The following is an 18502-nucleotide window of genomic DNA, read 5'->3' as shown; positions in this document are numbered from 1 at the left end:
GGTATGACCCGAAGCATGCCGCCCCTACAGCGGCCCTCCCTGTAGGACGAAACCGCTTCAGGCCCAGGGTGTCGACCTAGCCCAACAGCGGCGCCAGCGCGCGGCGCGCCTCGGTCTCGTCCAAGCCACAGCGCACGGCCCAGTCGGCGAGCTGGTCGTCGCCGATGCGGCCGACATTGAAGTACGCCGCGTCAGGGTGCGCCAGGTAGAAGCCGCTGACGCTGGCCGCTGGCGTCATTGCCATGCTGTCGGTCAGGCCCATGCCGATCTCGTCGGGCGCGAGCACGCGAAACAGGTCGCGCTTGGAGAGATGGTCGGGGCAGGCCGGGTAGCCGGGCGCGGGGCGGATGCCTTCGTACTTCTCGGCCACGAGCTCTGCATTGCTCAGCGCCTCGGCCGGCGCATAGCCCCAGAACTCACGCCGCACGCGCTCGTGCAGCCACTCTGCGGCGGCCTCGGCCAGGCGGTCGGCCAGGGCCTTGAGCATGATGGCCGAATAGTCGTCATGGGTGGCGAGGAAGTCCGCCTCCTTCTTGTCGACGCCCAGGCCCGCGGTGACGGCGAACATGCCGACGTGGTCGCCCTCTTCCGCAACAAAATCGGACAGGCAGCGGTTGGGGCGCTTCACTCCTTCGACGACGGGCCTCTCTGACTGCATGCGCAGGCCGTGCCAGACCATGGGCGGTTCGCTGCGAATGGCAATGTCGTCCTCGTTGACGCGCGCGGCCGGGTAGAGGCCGAAGACGGCATGCGCCTGCAGCCAGCGGCCGTCGATGATCTTTTTCAGCATCGCCTGCGCATCGGCAAACACCTTGCGCGCCTCGCTGCCAACGACAGCGTCATCAAGGATGGCCGGATACGGGCCAGCCAGGTCCCAGGTCTGGAAATAAGGGCCCCAGTCGATGTAGCGGGCCAGTTCCGCAAGGTCCAGGTTCTTCAGCACACGACGACCGGTGAACTTCGGGGCGGGCGCGACGCGGCTCAGGTCCAGCACGGCCTTGTTGGCCCGTGCGGCAGCCAGCGTCACCAGCGGCGTCTGCTTCTTGTTGGCATGCAGTTCGCGGGTCTTCTCGATGTCGGCTTTCAGCTCTGCGATATAGGCCGCGGCGCGGTCGTCGCTGAGCAGCTCGGTGCACACGCCCACGGCGCGCGACGCATCGGGCACGTAGACCACCGGGCCGTCGTAGTGCGGCGAGATCTTGACGGCCGTGTGCACGCGGCTGGTCGTGGCGCCGCCGATCAGCAGCGGCATGTGGCGCGAAGCGAAGTAGTCGTCGCGCTGCATCTCGGCCGCGACGTGCTGCATCTCCTCCAGGCTCGGCGTGATCAGCCCGGACAGGCCGATGATGTCCGCGCCCTCTTCCTTGGCTTTGCGCAGAATGTCCTGGGCCGGCACCATGACGCCCATGTTGACGACCTCGTAGTTGTTGCACTGCAAGACCACCGTGACGATGTTCTTGCCGATGTCGTGCACGTCGCCCTTGACGGTGGCGATGACGATCTTCCCCTTGGGCTTGGCGTCGCCGCCGCCCTCGATCAGCAGCCGCTTTTCTTCCTCGATATAGGGCAGCAGGTGGGCCACGGCCTGCTTCATAACGCGCGCGCTCTTCACCACCTGCGGCAGGAACATCTTGCCCTGGCCGAACAGGTCGCCGACGACATTCATGCCGGCCATCAACGGGCCTTCGATGACGTGCAGCGGCCGGCCGCCCTTGGCCAGAATGGCCTGCCAGGCTTCCTCGGTGTCTTCGGTGATGAAGTCGGTGATGCCATGCACCAGCGCGTGCGACAGCCGCTGGTTCACATCGCCGGCGCGCCAGGCCAGACGGGCCGAATCGTCCTTGCCGGCACTCTTGGCGCGGTCGGCGATCTCGATGAGGCGCTCGCCCGCATCCGCGCGGCGGTTCAGCACAACGTCCTCGACGCGCTCGCGCAACTCGGCATCAAGGTCGTCGTACACGCCCACCATGCCGGCATTGACGATACCCATGTCCATGCCCGCCTGGATGGCGTGGTACAGGAAGACGGTGTGGATGGCCTCGCGCACCGGCTCGTTGCCACGGAAGCTGAAAGACACGTTGGACACGCCGCCTGACACCTTGGCGCCGGGCAGGTTCTGCTTGATCCAGCGCGTGGCTTCGATGAAGTCCACGGCGTAGTTGTCGTGCTCCTCGATGCCGGTCGCGATGGCGAAGATGTTGGGGTCGAAGATGATGTCCTCGGCCGGGAAGCCGACCTCGTCGACCAGGATGCGGTAGGCCCGCTCGCAGATTTCGGTCTTGCGGGCGAAGGTGTCGGCCTGGCCCTTCTCGTCGAAGGCCATCACCACGGCCGCGGCACCGTAGCGGCGCACGAGCTTGGCCTGGCGGCGGAACTCATCCTCGCCTTCCTTCATCGAGATGGAGTTGACGATGCCCTTGCCCTGGATGCACTTGAGGCCAGCCTCGATGACGCTCCACTTGGACGAGTCGATCATGATCGGCACGCGCGCGATCTCGGGCTCACCGGCGATCAGGTTCAGGAAGCGCACCATGGCCGCCTGGCTGTCCAGCATGGCCTCGTCCATGTTGATGTCGATGACCTGGGCGCCGTTCTCGACCTGCTGGCGCGCGACGGCCAGCGCCTTCTCGAACTCCCCCGCCAGGATCATGCGCGCGAAGGCCTTGGAGCCGGTGACGTTGGTGCGCTCGCCGATGTTGACGAACAGGCTGCCGGCATCGATGGCGACGGGCTCGAGGCCAGAGAGCTTCAGTGCAGGAGGCGAAGGGGGCGTGGTCATCGATGGGGCTCAGGCAGAGGATCGATGAGCGCCGTTTTCAGAAATCCGAGCCTGGCAGGCAAGAAAACCCGTCGCAGCGCTCCTCGGATGGCCGGGAATTCTACGCAGCCACCCCTTCGTCCTCGCTCAAGATCGGCTTGCCGAAGCCGAAGGCCGTTGAGAATGCCTCAATCCATGGCCTCTGAACTCATCCCTCTACCGACCCGCACGCTGCGCCTGGGCATGACCCTGCCGTACGACCTGTTCGACGCCAACGGCAAGCTGCTGTTCGCGCGCGGCCAGGTGCTGCGCGACTCGCCGCTGGTGCGCAGCCTCGTCGATGGCGGCGCGTGGGTGAACTCCGCAGACACCATGGAGTACCAGCGCGCGCTGGCCCATCGGCTGGACACCATGGTCATGCAGGACGTGCCGCTGTCCGACATCGTCAAAGCCGACGGCAGTTTCCGGCTCGACACTCTGGCCCCGACCAAGGTGGAACTCGGCCCGCGCGAGGCCTGGTCCAACCTGCTGCTGCACACCCACAGCCTGCTGCGCGAGGCCGATCCGGTTGATTTCACCGCCCGGCTGGCCGCGCTGCGCGACACCGCATTGAAGCGCCTGCACGCCCACCCCGACGCAACCCTGATGCTGCTGATCTTCGAGAGCAGCCAGGAATTCGGCGACTACAGCGCCCGTCACGCGCTGTTGACGCTGCTGCTCTGCGACCTGGTCGCCCAGCAGATGCAACTGGCACCGGAACTGCGCAGCGCGCTGCAGGGCGCCGCGCTGACGATGAACTACGGCGCCGGCCCCGCCCACGACCGCTTGGCCAGCCAGCTCGACGCTGCCACGCCCGCCCAGCGCCAGGCCCTGGCCGCTCACGGCGACCGCGCCGCGCAGCGCCTGGCCCAGGTCGGCGTCACCGACCCCGTCTGGCTGACCGCCGTGCGCCTCCATCACGAGGCCGGGCCCGGCCCGCTCGGCAGCCGCAGCGATGGCGAGAAGCTGGCCCGACTGCTGCGCCGCATCGACCTCTTCGGCGCGCGCTTGTCGCCCCGCCGCAGCCGCCAGGCCATGAGCGGCGCCGCGGCCGCCCGCGCCGTCTTCCTCGACGAACTCGGCCAGCCCGACGAAGCCGGCGCGGCGCTGATCAAGACCGTGGGCCTGTACCCACCTGGCAGCATCGTGCGCCTGGCCAATGGCGAAGTCGGGCTGGTCTTCAAGCGCGGCTTCAGCGCCAACGAGCCTCTCGTCGCTGCACTGATCGGCAAGAGCGGCAGCCCGTTGAGCAACCCCGTGCCACGCGATACGCGACTGGCCGCCCAGGCCATCTCGGCCAGCCTGGCACCGGCGGATTTCAAGCTGCGCGTGAATCTGGAAGCCCTGCTGAAGCTCTAGACGGCGGTTGATTTCGACCGGCAAGAGCGGCCCGCGGGCCGCTCTTTTCATTCCGCCGCTTGCATTCGCCGGACTGTGCATATATTCTGTGTATACACATTATGCACAGTAGTCTCTTCATCTCGCAGACCGACGCGAGGCCGATGTACCTCCAGATCGTCGAGCAGATCCGCCAACGCGTGGCCGCCGGGGACTGGCCGGCGGGGCAGGAGCTGCCGTCCATCCGCGCGCTGGCGGCGGACCTGCGCGTCAGCGTCATCACCGTGAAGCGCGCCTACCTGGACCTGGAATCCGAAGGCGTCATCGTCACCCGCCACGGCAAGGGCTCCTTTGTGGCCGATGCGCAAGGCCTGGCCAAGGACATGCGCCTAGCCCAGCTCGATACCCACCTCGCCGCCGCCGGCGAGATTGCCAGATCACTGGCCATGCCCGAGCCCGAATTGATCGAACGACTGCGCAGCGCGCTGAATCAGGAGCCCGACAAATGAGCGCGAAAGCCATTGAGATGAACGGCGTGCGCAAGGCGTTCCGCTTCTTCACGCTGGAGAACGTGTCCCTCGACCTTGAGCAGGGCCAGATCATGGGGCTCGTCGGCCCGAACGGCGCCGGCAAGAGCACCACCATCCGGCTGCTGATGGGCCTGCTGACACCTGACGCTGGCAGCATTCGCCTGCTCGGCCACGACATGCCTCAAGACCAGGCCGCCGCCAAAGCCGATGTCGGTTTCGTCAGCGACGACATGAAGCTGCTGCCGCAGGCGACGCTGGCCTGGCACATGGACTTCGTCGCGTCCCTCTACCCCGGCTGGGACGCGCAGTACGCCACCCAGTTGCTCAAGCGCTTTGGCCTGCATGCGGGGCAGACCGCCAAGAGCCTGTCCACCGGCGAGCAGGCCAAGGCTCTGCTGCTGCTGGCCTTGGCTCGCCGCCCGCGCCTGCTGGTGCTGGACGAGCCCACCTCGGGCATGGACCCGGTCGCCCGCCAGGAACTGCTGACCGAGTTCATGGACGTGCTGCGCGACGACAGCCGCTCCATCCTGTTCTCGTCGCACAACACGCTGGACGTGGAGCGCATTTCCGACCGCATCACCTTCATCGATCGTGGCCGAGTCGTGGCGTCCAACAACAAGGAGGACTTCCTCGAACGCTGGCGCACGCTGCGTTTGCGGCTACCGGACGGTGCGCCCGATTGGCGTCTGCCAGAGATCGTCCACCGCGACGTCGACGGCCCCAACGTCACGCTGACCATCGACGGCTTCAACGACGACTTCCTTGCCCGCCTCGGCGCACCGGTGCAAGAGGTGCACCGCATGAGCCTGGAAGAAGTCTTCGTCGCCACCGTCATGCACAGCCGGCAAGCCCAAGAGGCACACCCGTCATGAAGCTGCTCACCCGCAAGCTCGTTGCCAAGGAGCTCTACGTCTACCGCTGGCTGCTCGTCGGCGCCACCGCTGCCGGCTTTGCCGGGCTGCTGACCGCGGCCAGCGGCGAGGTGGGCTTCAACATCGGCTTCATCGTCTGGCTGACGGCGATCATTGCGTTGGGCGTCATGCTGGCGCTGTTCGGCGTCGCCTCCGAACGCAAGGACCGCTCGCTGCTGTTCGTGCTGAGCCTGCCGCTGTCGCCAGGCGACTATGTGCGCGCCAAGCTGCTGGGCCTGCTCGCCAGCTTCCTGTTGCCGTGGGCTGGCTTAAGCGCCGGCGCGGTGGCGCTGATCCTCGTCATGCCGGGCATTGCCGATGGGCTGCTGCCCTACGCCGTGCTGCTGTGCGTCTTCCTGCTGCTGAACTTCGCGCTGGTGCTGTGCGCCGCGCTGAACATCAGCTCCGAGGCGGGCATGGGCGGCGTCATCATCCTCACGAACATGTCGGTCTCGCTCTTCATGATGGGCGTCGGCCGCATTCCCGAGGTGGGGCAGTACATGCTCGCCGCCACCCCCGTCTGGAACGGCACGTTCTGGCTGCTCCTCGCCGCTGAAGCGGCGCTCACCGTCCTCGCCCTGTCCCTGCCCCTGTTCACCGCCGCACGTCGGCGCGACTTCCTGTGAGGAGGCATGAACCAACCCCTCACGCCCGCTCATCCCACCGCAACGCCGCCACTCGGCGTTGCAAATGCTCGCCGTAGCACGGGCTACGGCTCCGCTTTGCGCCTTGATTGGCGACGCCGCGACGGCCTGCTCGGCCGCGCGGGGTCGATCCACACCTCCTAGGGAAACACCATGACTTCACAACCCAACGGCGAGAGGCTGCACGCCCTCGACGCAGTGCGGAGCTTTGCCCTTTTGCTGGGCGTGGCCTTCCACGCCAGCATGTCCTTCATCCCCGGCATCCCCAAGGGGCTATGGGCCATGAGCGACAACTCGCCCAGTGCCTTCCTGGGCGACGCGGCCTTCGTCGCGCACAGCTTCCGCATGACGCTGTTCTTCTTCATCGCCGGCTACTTCGCGCGGCTGCAGCACCAGAAGCTGGGCACCGCGGGCTTCTGGCTCAACCGCGGCAAGCGCATCGCCGTGCCGCTGGTCGTCGGCTGGCCACTGCTGTTCGTCGCCATCATCTTCGTGTGGGGACTGGGCATGCAGAAGGTGTTTAACGGCGCGCCGCCGGCCCCTCCGGAAATGCCCAGGACCTTTGGCGCGCTGCCGCTGTTCCACCTGTGGTTCCTCTACCAGCTGTTGTGGCTGTATGCCGGCGCCCTGCTGCTGCGCAGTGCCATCGCGGCGCTGGACCGGGGCCAGGTGCTGCGCGGCTGGCTGGACCGCATCACGACCGCTGCCTTGCGCTGGCCGGCCGGTGCGCTGCTTCTGGGCCTGCCGCTCGCGGGCTGCCTGCTGTCCCTGCAGATGTGGATGCCCGCGGTCGGCATCCCCACACCGGACCAGTCGTTGATCCCGCAACTGCCCGCCACGGTCGGCTTCGGCACGGCCTTCATGTTCGGCTGGCTGGTGCATCGCGCGCCAGATGCGCTGGCGGCGCTGCGCGCACGCTGGCTGCCGCATCTGGCGCTGGCCATCGCGTCCTCGGCCGTCTGCCTCTACATCCTGAGAACCCAGCCGCCATTCGGGATGCCTGATACGCCGAAGCTGATCTTCGCGTTGTCCTTCGTTGCTTCGGCCTGGTCGTGGACCTTCGCCATCACGGGCCTCGCGCTGCGTTTCCTGTCCGGCCACAGCCCGGCCCTGCGCTACGTGGCCGATGCGTCCTACTGGATCTACCTCGTCCACCTGCCGTTGGTGTGCGCCGTGCAGGTCTGGGTGGGCGACTGGCCGCTGCACTGGAGCGTGAAGTACCTGCTCGTCCTGCTGGGCAGCCTCGCCGTGCTGCTGCTGAGCTACCAGGGGCTGGTGCGCTCGACGGTCATCGGCAAGGTCCTCAACGGCAAGGCTTATCCCCGACGCGCCGTTGCCGTCTCCACCGAAGAAGCGACGACCGATGACGTCGTCGCCTCGCTGTGCGGCGTGTCCAAGCGCTACGGCAAGCTGGAGGCGCTGAGCAGCGTCGACCTGCAGCTCAAGCGCGGCGAACTGCTCGCACTACTGGGCCCCAACGGCGCCGGCAAATCCACGGCCATCTCGCTGTGGCTGGGCCTGCACGACGCCGACGCCGGCATCGTGCGCCTGCTCGGCGGCTCGCCGCAGGACATTGCGCGGCGCCAGGGGCTGGGCGTCATGATGCAGGATGTTGAGTTGCCAAAGGATCTCAAGGTGCATGAGCTGGTCGCGCTGTCGGCCAGCTACTACCAGCACCCGCTGAGCGTGAAGGACGCGCTGGACCGCGCCGGCATCACGGCACTGGCCAACCGGCCCTACGGCAAGCTCTCCGGCGGCCAGAAGCGCCAGGTGCAGTTCGCCATCGCCGTCTGCGGGCGCCCTCGGGTGCTGTTCCTGGACGAGCCCACCGTCGGTCTCGACATCCAGGCCCGCGAGCTGATGTGGGCCAACATCCGTGCACTGCTGCGCGAGGGCTGCTCCATCCTGCTGACGACGCACTATCTGGAAGAGGCGGAAGCACTGGCGACCCGCGTGGCCGTGCTCGGCAAGGGCCGCGTCATCGCCTCGGGCAGCGTGGCTGAGATGCGCGCGCTCGTATCTCGCCGCCACATCCGCTGCGAGACCTCGCTGGTGCCGGGCGACGTGCGCCGGTGGCCGGGCGTGGTGGACGTGAGTTGTGACCACGACCAGCTCGCCATCGTCGCCACGGATGCCGAAGCGGTGGTGCGCCGCCTGCTCGCGGCCGACCCGCAGCTCTCGCGCCTGGAAGTGAAGCAGGCCGGGCTCAATGACGCTTTCAACGAACTGACCCGGGAGGCCGCATGACCACCTTGACCCGCCCCACCCCGGCTTTCGCGCCGGCCCACCGCACCACATCGCCCTACACGGCCGAGATCCGCCTCGAACTCATCCGCCTGCTGCGCGCGCCGGCCTTTGCGCTGCCGATGTTCGTGCTGCCGGTGGCCCTGTACCTGCTGTTCGCCTTCGCGGTGGCCGGCGAGATGACGGCCAAGGACCCGGACGCCGCCCGCTTCATGTTCGCCGGCTTCTCGCTGATGGCCGTGACCATGGCCGCGGTGTTCGCCACCTGCCCGTCCATCGCCATGGAACGAGAGCTGGGCCTGCTGACCCTCAAGCGCGCCCAGCCCGCGCCGCCCGGCGCCTGGCTGACGGCCAAGATCGTCGCTGGCGTCGTGACCGGCGTGATCGCCTACCTGCCCATCCTCGTCGTCACCGCCGTCAGCGGCCAGGCTGGATTGAGCGCCGGCCAACTCGCGGCCATGAGCGTCGTGCTCATCACCGGCGCCATCCCTTTTTGCGCCCTGGGTCTGATGGTCGGCGCGCTGGCCAGCGGTTCGGCCGCGCCGGCCTACGCCCACCTGCTCTACCTGCCGGGGCTCTACCTGTCGGGCGTGTTCTTCCCGCTGCCCAAGTCCATGTACTTCCAGGCGCCGTTCTGGCCGCAGTTCCACCTCAACCAGCTCGTCTTCGCCGCGGGCGGGGTGGAGAAGTTCCGCTGGATCGCACCGGAGATGGCCTTCGCCATGCTGTTCGGGTTCACGGTGCTTTGCTCCGGGATTGCGCTGTACCGCCTGAAGCGGCGCGGCTGACAAACACAAGGGCGGCCCGCAGGCCGCCCTGGCTCTTCAGCCTCAAGGCCGATCAGCGCTTGACCGAGCCATTGGCCGCGCCGTCCACGGCCACCGACTTGTCGGCGCGCGAGGCCTTGGCCGAGGCGCCGCCCGCAGCCTGGGTCTGGCGGCCGGTGGCCTGGCCGCTGGCATTGCCGCTGACTTCCTTCTTGCTGGCGCTGCCCGCGGCGGCACCCCCCAGCGTCAGCGGCGAGGCGGCGGCGGGCGCGGTGGAGGCCGTGGGCGTGGCCGGAGTTGCCGGCATGGCGGGTGTCGTGGCCGTCGGCGTGGCCGGGTTGGCGGGCGTCGTCGCGGCCGGCGTATCGCCACGGCTCAGCGTACCGTTCAGCATGCCGCTGCCTTGGCCCGCCAGATTGCCACTGACGCCGTTGGCCGTGCCATTCAGCGCGCCGCTGACGCTGCCATCGGCGCTGCCCGAGGCATTGCCCAGCGAGTCCTTGGCGCCTTCGCCGGCGGTCTTCAGCTCACCCACCTTGTCGGTCGCGGTGGACTTCACCTCGCCGACCTTGGCCGTCGCCGTGTCCTTGACGCCGCCGACGGCGCCCTTGGTCTTGTCCAGCGTGCCCTTGACGAGGGAACCGTCCGCCGAGCCGCTGGCATTGCCGTTCGCGCGGCCACCGACATCGAGCTGGCGGGGCGACAGCGCGCCATTCACACCGCCGGTCAAGCCACCGGTGAGGCCGCCACCGCCACCGCCGAGCAGGCCGGCGTGGGCGTTGGAAGCGAGCAGGCCGGCCGCGACGGCCGAAATGGTCAACACGGTGCTCAGCGTGGTGCGAAGAACTTGGGTGCGACGAGTTGCAAACATGATGGATCTCCGGGTGGTTGTTGCGGAAGAGCCAGCCATTCCGGCCCTTTCACTGAGTACAACGACCGCTGCCGAGACTTCCTTCCCGATCGAGATGCAAGTGTCTGTTTCAGCGTGCCTGGCGTGCTTGCAGCTGCTCGGGTACCACGCGCAGGTCTTCGGCGACGAGGCCACGGCCATAGACTGGATCGCGGCCGGGCGCGCCCAGATCGATGGCGGCAGCGGCCAGGCGCTCCAGCACTGCCGCAGCGGCGGCCGGGTCGGGCTCGCGCAGTTCCGCAGCAAGCAGGCCCGCCACCAGCGGTGCCGCAAACGAGGTGCCGCGCGCGATGCCATAGCCGCCTCCACTGCGGGCCACGGCGACATCGGCGCCCGGCGCCGTCAGCAGCACCTGTGGCCCCTGCGCCGCCTCGGGCAGCACGCGGCGCGATGGGTTGACGCCGGTCACGCCGACGACGCCGGCATAGGAAGCCGGGAACAGCGGTGGCGCGGCCGGGCCGTCGTTGCCGACCGCCGCGACCAGCAGATGCCCGCGCTTGACCAGGGCCGCGACGCCCTGCTCCAGCAGCCGGTTCGGTGGGCCGACCAGGCTCAGGTTGATGACGGCGACGCGCTCGCGCGCCATCCAGGCCAGGGCGCGCACGACCTCCTCGGCCGAGCCGCCGTCGGGCTTGTCACAGTACACGTCGGCAGCAAACAGCTCGGCCTTGGGTGAAGCGCCAGCAAAGCCGCGGTCGCGGCCGACGAGCAGGGAGGCGATGGCCGTGCCATGTTCGCTCGCTACCACACTGCCAGCGCAGCCGAAGCTGCCGCCGGCCGCATGGCGCAGGGCGGTGTGACGGCGGTCCACGCCGCCGTCGATGAGGCCTACCCGCACCGGGCCGCGCGGCTTGGCTGGGGCGACAGCGGCGCCGGGTGCGAGCTCGCCGCTGCGCGAATACAGATGGTTGAAGTCGGCCTGCAGATCGGGTTGGGCGGCGCGCAGCTTGTCCAGCGCCTCGGCTGTGCCCAGGCTCGCGGGCACACTCAGCACGACCTCGCGAAGTTCCAGCTCGGGCCAGGCCTCCTCGCGCAGCTTGACGAGGCCCAGGGCCGCCGCTGCGGCCAAGGCGGCAGCGCTGGGCGAGAGCAGCACGAGTTCGCGGCGGCGCATCAGCTCGCCCCGCGGGTCGGCCTCGACGACGTCCGAATGGCGCTGCAGCAGGTCGCGCACCGTCGTCGCGCGCAGGTCGACCAGCTGCGTGGCCGACGACAGCAGCTCGGGCAGGGGTTGCACGACGCGGTCCACGACACGGTCCACCACACCGGGCAGGCGCGACACGCCCGGCAGTTGCGGCAGGCGCAGCTGGGCCTGGGCCGGCACGGCCAGGGCGGCGAGGGTCAAAGCGAGAAGAGGTTTCATGGCGTCGCAACAGCTTTTGTGAGGATAACGAGCGAGGGAGGGAAGAAAATCCATGCCTCGTCCGTTGTCCCTGTATCGATGCCCGAGAACCTTTCCGAACTTCGCCAGGAAATTGCTGCCCTGCTGCCGCGGCTGCGCCGTTTCGGCCGCACGCTGGCCCACTCCCGCGAAGACGCCGACGACCTTGTGCAGGTCGCCATCGAGAAGGCGCTGAACCGCACCGACCAGTGGACGCCTGGAACGCGTCTGGACAGCTGGATGTTTCGCATCATGCAGAACGCGTGGATCGATGAACTGAGGGCCCGTGAACGGCGCGGCCAGACTTTCCTGCCCGAGGAGGAAGGCGAGCACGTGGGCGATGACGGCGCTTCGGGTTCTCAGCTCGACGCCATCCTCGTGCGCAAGGCCGTGGCCAGGCTCAGCGAGGAGCACCGCACGGTGGTCGGCCTGGTGCTGGTTGAGGGCCTGAGCTATCAGGAAACCGCCGAGACGCTGGGCGTGCCGGTCGGCACTGTGACGAGCCGCGTCGCCCGCGCCCGCGAGGCGCTGCAGGAACTGCTGGGAGAGTGGCCATGAACATGAACGAGGATCAACTGAAAGCCGAGCGCCGCCGCCTGGCCGCCGCCTTCGACGGCGTGCTGAAGGAGCCCGTGCCGGAGCGCCTCAGGGCCTTGCTGGCCGAGCCGGCCGCGCAGGTCGTGGACCTCGGCACCGTGCGCGCCCAGCGGCGGGCCATGTCCAGCTGGGCCGCCTGGGGCGGCATGGCCGCAACACTGCTGCTGGGCACGCTGATCGGCACCCGCCTGACGCCACCGGGCGCGACCGATGAAAACCGCCTTGTCGCCACCGGCGCCATCGCCCAGGCGCTGGACCGCCAGCTCGCCAGCGCACCAGGCGGCGCAGTGGCCGTGCAGGTCAGCTTCAAGGCCAGGGACGGCCGCTACTGCCGCAGCTTCACGACCACCGCCTCGGCCGGCCTGGCCTGCCGCGACGGCGACGGCGCCTGGGCCCTGCAGCAGGTCGCGGCCGTGGCGCCCACGCCCGGCACCGGCATGCGCCAGGCCGCCACCGCCCTGCCACCCGCCGTGCTGGGTGCGATGGACGGGCTCATCGCCGGCGAAGCCCTCAACGCCGAGCAGGAGCGCACCGCGCGCGACGCCGGCTGGCACTGAAAGCACCGCGGCTGGGCTAGCATGGGGCAGCCGGGGAGGGCAAACCACATACCAACCCCTAACTTTGCCTTCGCATGCCCTGGCGAATCTCTGCAAGCCTGCTGCGCTTCAAGCGCTACCTGATCCTCGGCAACCTCGTCATCCTGGCGATGGTTGTCCTGGTCGCGCTGCGGGTCGCCTATGCCAGCCAGCAGACCCATGAGGCGCAGGCGCGCCAGACGGCGGCCAATCTGGCGCACACGCTGGGGCAGAACGTCAGCGCGGGCTTCAGGCTGGTGGACAACAGCCTGCAGTCCTTGCTGAAGCGGCTGGATGAGCTGCCGGCCAAGGGGGCGGACCTTCGCGAGATCGCGCGCATTGCCGAGGAGCAGCGGGCCCTGGTGCCCACCATCGATGCGCTGCGCGTGACCGACGCCAACGGCCTGGTGCTCAACCCCGGCGACAGGCCGGCCGTGTCCATGGCCGACCGCGACTATTTCCGCGCGGCGCAGGCCGACCCGACGCGCACGGCCATTTCCGAGCCCCAGCGCGGGCGCATCATCGGCGGCTGGGGCCTGGTCCTGGCACGCGCCCGCACCGCCGCCGATGGCCGCTTCTTGGGCGTGGTCTACGCCAGCATCAAGACGGAGCGCTTCCGGGACGACTTCAAGCGTGCCAACGTCGGCGCCCAGGGGGCCGTGACGCTGCGCTCCAGCTCGCTGCAGCTGATCGCGCGATATTCACCGCTGGATGCCAACCCCGAGGCCGGCACGGGCACGACCCGGGTGTCCGAACAGCTGCGCGCGGCACTGGCCGCGAACCCGAGGCAGGGCAGCTTCGTCACGCGCACGGCGCTGGATGGCGTGGAACGCGCCACCGCCTACGAGACCGTGCCCGACTACCCGATGCTGATGCTGGCGGGCCTGGCCACCGAGGACTTCTACGCCGGCTGGCGCCGGGAGGTCGGCGTGCTGGCCGCGCTGCTGTTGCTGCTGGAGGCGCTGCTGGTCGCGTTCTCGGTCTTCATCTACCGCGCCCAGGCCCGGCAGGTGCAGGAGCGCAGCCGCGTCGAACTGCTGGCCGCCGAGCGCGGCGCGCTGCTGGACAACGAGCTGGTGGCGATGGTCAGGCTGCGCGGCCGCAGCGAGGTCTGGCACAACGCCGCCCTGGACCGGCTGTTCGGCTACGAGCCTGGCGAGCTGAGCGGCCAGCCCTCACGGTTGCTCTATCTCGACGATGAGTCCTACGCCCAGATCGGCCGCGCCTCCCAGCGCCTGGAGGCACCGCACCGCTACCGCACCCAGCTGCGCATGCGGCGCAAGGACGGCAGCCCGGTCTGGATCGACCTGAGCGGCACAGCCCTGCCGGACGGCGAGTCGTTGTGGCTGATGCTGGACATCACGGCCATCAAGCACAGCGAGGAGCAGGCCCGCCACCTGGCCTTCCACGACATGCTGACCGGCCTGCCCAACCGGCACCTGCTGTTCGAGCGCCTGGCCTTCCTGCTGCGCGACGCCGAACGCAACGACCGCTGGCTGGCTGTCTGCTATCTGGACCTGGACGGCTTCAAGGCCATCAACGACGCCCAGGGCCATGACGCCGGCGACGCGCTGCTGCGCATCACCGCCGAGCGCCTGAGCGCCAGCGTGCGCGGCAACGACGTGGTGGCGCGTATCGGCGGCGATGAGTTCGTGCTGGTGCTCAACCAGCTCAACGGCCTCTACGACGAAAGGCATGCGCTGAACCGGCTGCTGACCGCCTTCGAGGCGCCCATCCCCCTGCCGGGCGGCGGCGAGGCCCGGGTGGGGATCAGCATCGGCGTGGCCATGTACCCGCGGCATGGGCGCGACGTCAACACCCTGATCACCTGCGCCGACCGGGCCATGCTGGCCGGCAAGCGCACCGGCAAGGGCCGCTGGGTCATGTATGAAGACGAGGACGGGTCGACAGCTTGAGCCGCGCGCTCAACGGCCACCCCCCTGGGTCAGCAGGTCACGGTTCGGGGATGCGGCTGATCTGCACGCTGACGATCTTCCAGGCGCCGCCACGCTTCACGTAGATGTCGATGTAGCGGTAGTGGCTCTTGAAGGCCTGGCCCTGATAGCGGCCCGTCATGCGCGTGCGGCCGCTGAGCAGGGCCGTGTCGCCATAGACGCGCACCTCGAAGTCCTCGACGGTGTAAGGGTCGATGACAAGGTCGGGCGAGACCAGCCCTTCGACAAAGCTGGCCTTGGTTTCGACATTGCCGCGGCCGTCGATCTGGCGGAAGTCGTCGGCCATGTTGGCCTCGATGGCGGCGCGGTCCCGGCGGACGATGGCCTGGTCCCAGACATCCGACTGGGCCTTGAGCTGCGCGAGCAGCTCGGCCGGCGGGGCGGCCTGGGCCAGGCCGGCTGCCAGCATCAACCCCATCAAGAGACCGCGACGCTTCATCAGACCACTTTCAGACTGCGCCAGATCAGCCCCGTGATCAGCTCGCGGGCACGGTCGAAGTCCTCTTCTTCCAATGCTGGCTTGCCCATGTAGAGAGCGAACTGCGGCCCCAGATCGGCATAGGCCTGGGTGGACGACCAGATCAGGAACATCAGGTGGGTGAAATCGACGCGCCGGATGCGGCCCTCGGCCGCCCAGCCCTCGAAACGCGCCACGTCGGCATGCAGCAGCGGCATGACCTGGGCCTTGAGCACGTCCTGGTAGCGCGGCGCGCCAGCCATGATCTCGCGCGTGAAAACGGCGTTGCCGCTGGGCCGTTCACGGCTGAATCGTAGTTTTGCCGACACATAGGTGTGGATGGCGGCTTCGGGTTCGTCGGCCTCGGTGATGGCGTTCATGTTGGCCATCCACTCGCCCATCACGCTGTCCAGCACGGCGCGGTAAAGCTCCTCCTTGCTGGGCCAGTGATAGAGCAGGTTCTGGCGCGACAGATCGAGCACGGCAGCGATGCTGTCGAGGCTGACACCTTCGAATCCGTATCGGGCGAACTGGCGTTCGGCTTCAGCGAGGATGGCCTCCTGCTTGCGCAGGGTGGCGGCGCGCGGGGTGCGCGCGGCAGCGGTCACGGTCATGCCCGCATTCTGACGGCGCGCACCAAGCTGAAGCTGCGGGTTTTTACGCTTAGGTCAATTTTTACGGAGTAGTAATGTTTGGGTGTTTTCCACCCGGAGATTCCCGTGGACCTTGCCGATCTGAAATCCGGGCGCCTGACGCCCGATGACTACGCGCAGAATTTTGCCGACGCCCATCCGCCGCTGAACCGCACGCAGGCGCTGATCGAGGCGGAGCGCTGCTATTACTGCTATGACGCGCCCTGCCAGACGGCCTGCCCGACCGGCATCGACATCCCCAGCTTCATCCAGCGCGTGGCGCAGGACAACGTGCGCGGCGCGGCCGAGGCCATCCTGACGGCCAACCCGCTGGGCGGCATGTGCGCCCGCGTCTGCCCGACCGAGGTGCTGTGCGAGCAGGCCTGCGTGCGCAACACCAACGAGAGCAAGCCGGTGGAGATCGGCATGCTGCAGCGCTATGCGGTGGAGGGTCACTTCGCCAACCCCGGCGCCAAGCCGCTGTTCGAGCGCGGCATGCCGACGGGCCGGCGCATCGCCGTCGTTGGCGCCGGGCCGGCCGGCCTGGCTGCGGCCCACGGCCTGGCGTGGCGCGGTCATGACGTCGTGCTGTTCGACGCCAACCCCAAGCTCGGTGGCCTGAACGAATACGGCCTGGCGACCTACAAGGTGGCCGGCGGCTTCGCGCAGAAGGAGATCGACTGGCTGCTGAGCATTGGCGGCATCACGCCCAAGTTGAACTGTCGACTCGGCCGTGACATCACACTCGACGGCCTGCTGGCTGAATACGACGCGGTCTTCCTCGGGCTGGGCCTGGGTGGCGTCAATGCATTGGGCATTGCCGAACCGCAGGTCACGGGCCTGCGCGACGCCGTCGACTTCATCGCCGAGCTGCGCCAGAGCGCGCCCGAGATCGTCACAGTGGGCCGCAAGGTCGTCGTCATCGGCGGCGGCATGACAGCCGTGGACGCGGCCGTGCAGAGCCGGCTGCTGGGTGCCGAGCAGGTGACCATGGTCTACCGCCGCGGGCCCGACGGCCTGTCGGCGTCGACCCACGAGCAGCACTGGGCGCAGACGAACGGCGTGACCATCCGCTGCTGGGCTCGGCCGCTCGGCGTGGAAGGCCAGGGCGGCGTGCTGCGAGGCATGCGCTTTGCGGCGACGAAGCTGGAAGGCGGCAAGCTCGTCGACACCGGCGAACAGTTCTTCATCGAAGCCGACATGGTGCTGCGCGCCATCGGCCAGACCTACCGGGCCGAAGCGGCCGGCGATGGCATCGAGCTGGAAGGCGGGCGCATCAAGACCGATGCGGACGGCCAGACCAGCCTGGCTCGCGTCTGGGCCGGCGGTGACTGCCGCGCCGGCGGCCGCGACCTGACCGTGGAAGCCGTGGAGCACGGCAAGCGCGCCGCCATCAGCATCGACCGCGCCCTGGGCCTGAGCGCCGTCCGCCATCACGATACGGAGGCCTCCCATGGCTGACCTGAGCACCAACTTCCTCGGCATCCAAAGCCCCAACCCCTTCTGGCTCGCGTCCGCACCGCCGACCGACAAGGAGATCAACGTGCGCCGCGCCTTCGAGGCCGGCTGGGGCGGCGTCGTCTGGAAGACGCTGGGCGAGGACCCGCCGGTCGTCAACGTCAACGGCCCGCGCTACGCCACGCTGTGGAGCCAGGACCGGCGCGTCATCGGCTTCAACAACATCGAGCTGATCTCCGACCGGCCGCTGCAGATCAATCTGGACGAGATCAAGCGCGTGAAGCGCGACTTCCCGGACCGGGCCATGATCGTCTCGCTGATGGTGCCGGTCAACGAGGCGAGCTGGAAGGCCATCCTGGAGCGCGTGGCCGACACCGGCGCCGACGGCGTGGAGCTGAACTTCGGCTGCCCCCACGGCATGAGCGAGCGTGGCATGGGCTCGGCCGTCGGCCAGGTGCCGGAGTACATCCAGCAGGTCACCGAGTGGTGCAAGAAGCACACGAAGATGCCCGTCATCGTCAAGCTGACGCCCAACATCACCGACGTGCGCTTCCCGGCCCGCGCGGCCAAGAACGGCGGCGCCGATGCGGTCAGCCTCATCAACACCATCAATTCGGTCATGGGCGTGGACCTGGACCGCATGACGATGAGCCCGGTCACCGACGGCCTGGGCTCGCACGGCGGCTACTGCGGCCAGGCTGTGAAGCCGATTGCCCTGAACATGGTGGCCGAAATCGCCCGCGACGCGGCAACCGCCGGCCTGCCAATCAGCGGCATCGGCGGCATCACCACCTGGCGCGACGCGGCCGAATTCATCGCCATGGGCTGCGGCACGGTGCAGGTCTGCACGGCCGCCATGGTCTATGGCTTCAAGATCGTGCAGGACATGTGCTCGGGCCTGAACACCTTCATGGACGAGAAGGGCTACAAGAGCATTGCCGACTTCCAGGGCCGCGCGGTGCCCACGGTGAAGAACTGGAACCAGCTCAACCTGAACTACGTCGAGAAGGCCGTCATCGATCAGGACAGCTGCATCAAGTGCGGCCGCTGTCATGTCGTCTGCGAGGACACGTCGCACCAGGCCATCTTTGCCACCAAGAATGGCCAGCGCCATTTCGAGGTCAACGACGCGGAATGCGTCGGTTGCAATCTCTGCGTGTCGATCTGCCCGGTCCCTGGCACCATCTCGATGCGCGCGCTGCAGCCCGGCGAGACGGATGCGCGCACGGGTCGCGTCATCGACGGCAGCTATGCGAACTGGACCACGCACCCGAACAACCCGATGAGTGCCGGATGCACTTGAAGG

Annotated in this window: 16 protein-coding genes and 1 riboswitch; of the genes, 11 read left to right on the top strand and 5 right to left on the bottom strand. The window is 68.4% G+C overall.

Annotation, left to right across the window (positions count from 1 at the left end; genetic code table 11):
* Nucleotides 1-76 precede the first annotated feature (76 nt).
* Nucleotides 77-2779, bottom strand: coding sequence for a methionine synthase (metH, locus tag ASC91_RS03560; protein ID WP_082532383.1), 2703 nt, complete (start codon nt 2777-2779; stop codon nt 77-79).
* 19 nt (nt 2780-2798) lie between these two features.
* Nucleotides 2799-2870, bottom strand: a riboswitch (S-adenosyl-L-homocysteine riboswitch).
* 83 nt (nt 2871-2953) lie between these two features.
* Between metH and ASC91_RS03550 the strand changes: the two genes are divergently transcribed.
* From ASC91_RS03550 to ASC91_RS03525, 6 genes are all read left to right on the top strand, one after another.
* A complete protein-coding gene (locus ASC91_RS03550; protein WP_056192170.1) occupies nt 2954-4156 on the top strand; it encodes a hypothetical protein in 1203 nt (400 codons plus the stop codon).
* 143 nt (nt 4157-4299) lie between these two features.
* Entirely contained in the window at nt 4300-4644 is a 345-nt protein-coding gene (locus tag ASC91_RS03545) for a GntR family transcriptional regulator (protein WP_056192167.1), read from the top strand.
* Nucleotides 4641-5537, top strand: a complete 897-nt coding sequence (locus ASC91_RS03540; RefSeq protein WP_056192164.1) for an ABC transporter ATP-binding protein — start codon at nt 4641-4643, stop codon at nt 5535-5537. Before ASC91_RS03545 ends, ASC91_RS03540 begins: the two co-directional genes overlap by 4 nt.
* Nucleotides 5534-6202 (top strand): hypothetical protein, encoded by a 669-nt coding sequence (locus ASC91_RS03535; protein WP_056192162.1) that lies wholly within the window; start codon nt 5534-5536, stop codon nt 6200-6202. Before ASC91_RS03540 ends, ASC91_RS03535 begins: the two co-directional genes overlap by 4 nt.
* Nucleotides 6203-6373: 171 nt before the next feature.
* Nucleotides 6374-8467, top strand: a complete 2094-nt coding sequence (locus ASC91_RS28690; RefSeq protein WP_082532381.1) for an ATP-binding cassette domain-containing protein — start codon at nt 6374-6376, stop codon at nt 8465-8467.
* Complete coding sequence (locus tag ASC91_RS03525) at nt 8464-9252, top strand: ABC transporter permease (RefSeq protein WP_056192159.1); 789 nt, start codon at nt 8464-8466, stop codon at nt 9250-9252. Before ASC91_RS28690 ends, ASC91_RS03525 begins: the two co-directional genes overlap by 4 nt.
* A 52-nt stretch (nt 9253-9304) precedes the next feature.
* On the opposite strand, the gene ASC91_RS03520 is transcribed toward ASC91_RS03525, so the two are convergent.
* Together ASC91_RS03520 and ASC91_RS03515 are read right to left on the bottom strand one after the other, a co-directional pair.
* Nucleotides 9305-10102 (bottom strand): hypothetical protein, encoded by a 798-nt coding sequence (locus ASC91_RS03520; protein WP_157281081.1) that lies wholly within the window; start codon nt 10100-10102, stop codon nt 9305-9307.
* A 109-nt stretch (nt 10103-10211) separates the two neighbouring features.
* Nucleotides 10212-11504 (bottom strand): S8 family serine peptidase, encoded by a 1293-nt coding sequence (locus tag ASC91_RS03515; RefSeq protein ID WP_082532380.1) that lies wholly within the window; start codon nt 11502-11504, stop codon nt 10212-10214.
* A gap of 78 nt (nt 11505-11582) precedes the next feature.
* Between ASC91_RS03515 and ASC91_RS03510 the strand changes: the two genes are divergently transcribed.
* From ASC91_RS03510 to ASC91_RS03500, 3 genes are all read left to right on the top strand, one after another.
* Nucleotides 11583-12080, top strand: a complete 498-nt coding sequence (locus ASC91_RS03510; protein ID WP_056192153.1) for an RNA polymerase sigma factor — start codon at nt 11583-11585, stop codon at nt 12078-12080.
* Complete coding sequence (locus ASC91_RS03505) at nt 12077-12676, top strand: hypothetical protein (protein ID WP_157281079.1); 600 nt, start codon at nt 12077-12079, stop codon at nt 12674-12676. The genes ASC91_RS03510 and ASC91_RS03505 overlap by 4 nt, the downstream gene beginning before the upstream one ends.
* 74 nt (nt 12677-12750) lie before the next feature.
* On the top strand, nt 12751-14610 hold the full coding sequence (locus ASC91_RS03500; protein WP_056192149.1) for a diguanylate cyclase domain-containing protein: 1860 nt from the start codon (nt 12751-12753) through the stop codon (nt 14608-14610).
* Nucleotides 14611-14647: 37 nt separating this feature from the next.
* On the opposite strand, the gene ASC91_RS03495 is transcribed toward ASC91_RS03500, so the two are convergent.
* Both ASC91_RS03495 and ASC91_RS03490 read right to left on the bottom strand, forming a co-directional pair.
* Nucleotides 14648-15088, bottom strand: coding sequence for a nuclear transport factor 2 family protein (locus tag ASC91_RS03495; protein ID WP_082532379.1), 441 nt, complete (start codon nt 15086-15088; stop codon nt 14648-14650).
* Nucleotides 15088-15720 carry a TetR family transcriptional regulator C-terminal domain-containing protein gene (locus ASC91_RS03490; protein WP_056192143.1) on the bottom strand — a complete coding sequence of 211 codons (633 nt, stop codon included), beginning with the start codon at nt 15718-15720 and terminating at the stop codon, nt 15088-15090. Before ASC91_RS03490 ends, ASC91_RS03495 begins: the two co-directional genes overlap by 1 nt.
* A gap of 105 nt (nt 15721-15825) precedes the next feature.
* Between ASC91_RS03490 and ASC91_RS03485 the strand changes: the two genes are divergently transcribed.
* Both ASC91_RS03485 and preA read left to right on the top strand, forming a co-directional pair.
* Nucleotides 15826-17199, top strand: coding sequence for an NAD(P)-dependent oxidoreductase (locus tag ASC91_RS03485; RefSeq protein WP_235531791.1), 1374 nt, complete (start codon nt 15826-15828; stop codon nt 17197-17199).
* A complete protein-coding gene (gene preA, locus ASC91_RS03480; RefSeq protein ID WP_056192140.1) occupies nt 17192-18499 on the top strand; it encodes an NAD-dependent dihydropyrimidine dehydrogenase subunit PreA in 1308 nt (435 codons plus the stop codon). Before ASC91_RS03485 ends, preA begins: the two co-directional genes overlap by 8 nt.
* Nucleotides 18500-18502 lie beyond the last annotated feature (3 nt).

The sequence above is a fragment of the Pelomonas sp. Root1237 genome (assembly GCF_001425055.1).
Classification (GTDB): Bacteria; Pseudomonadota; Gammaproteobacteria; order Burkholderiales; family Burkholderiaceae_C; genus Pelomonas.
Note: the sequence above shows the minus strand (reverse complement) of the source record. Positions and strands in the feature narration are given on the sequence as shown.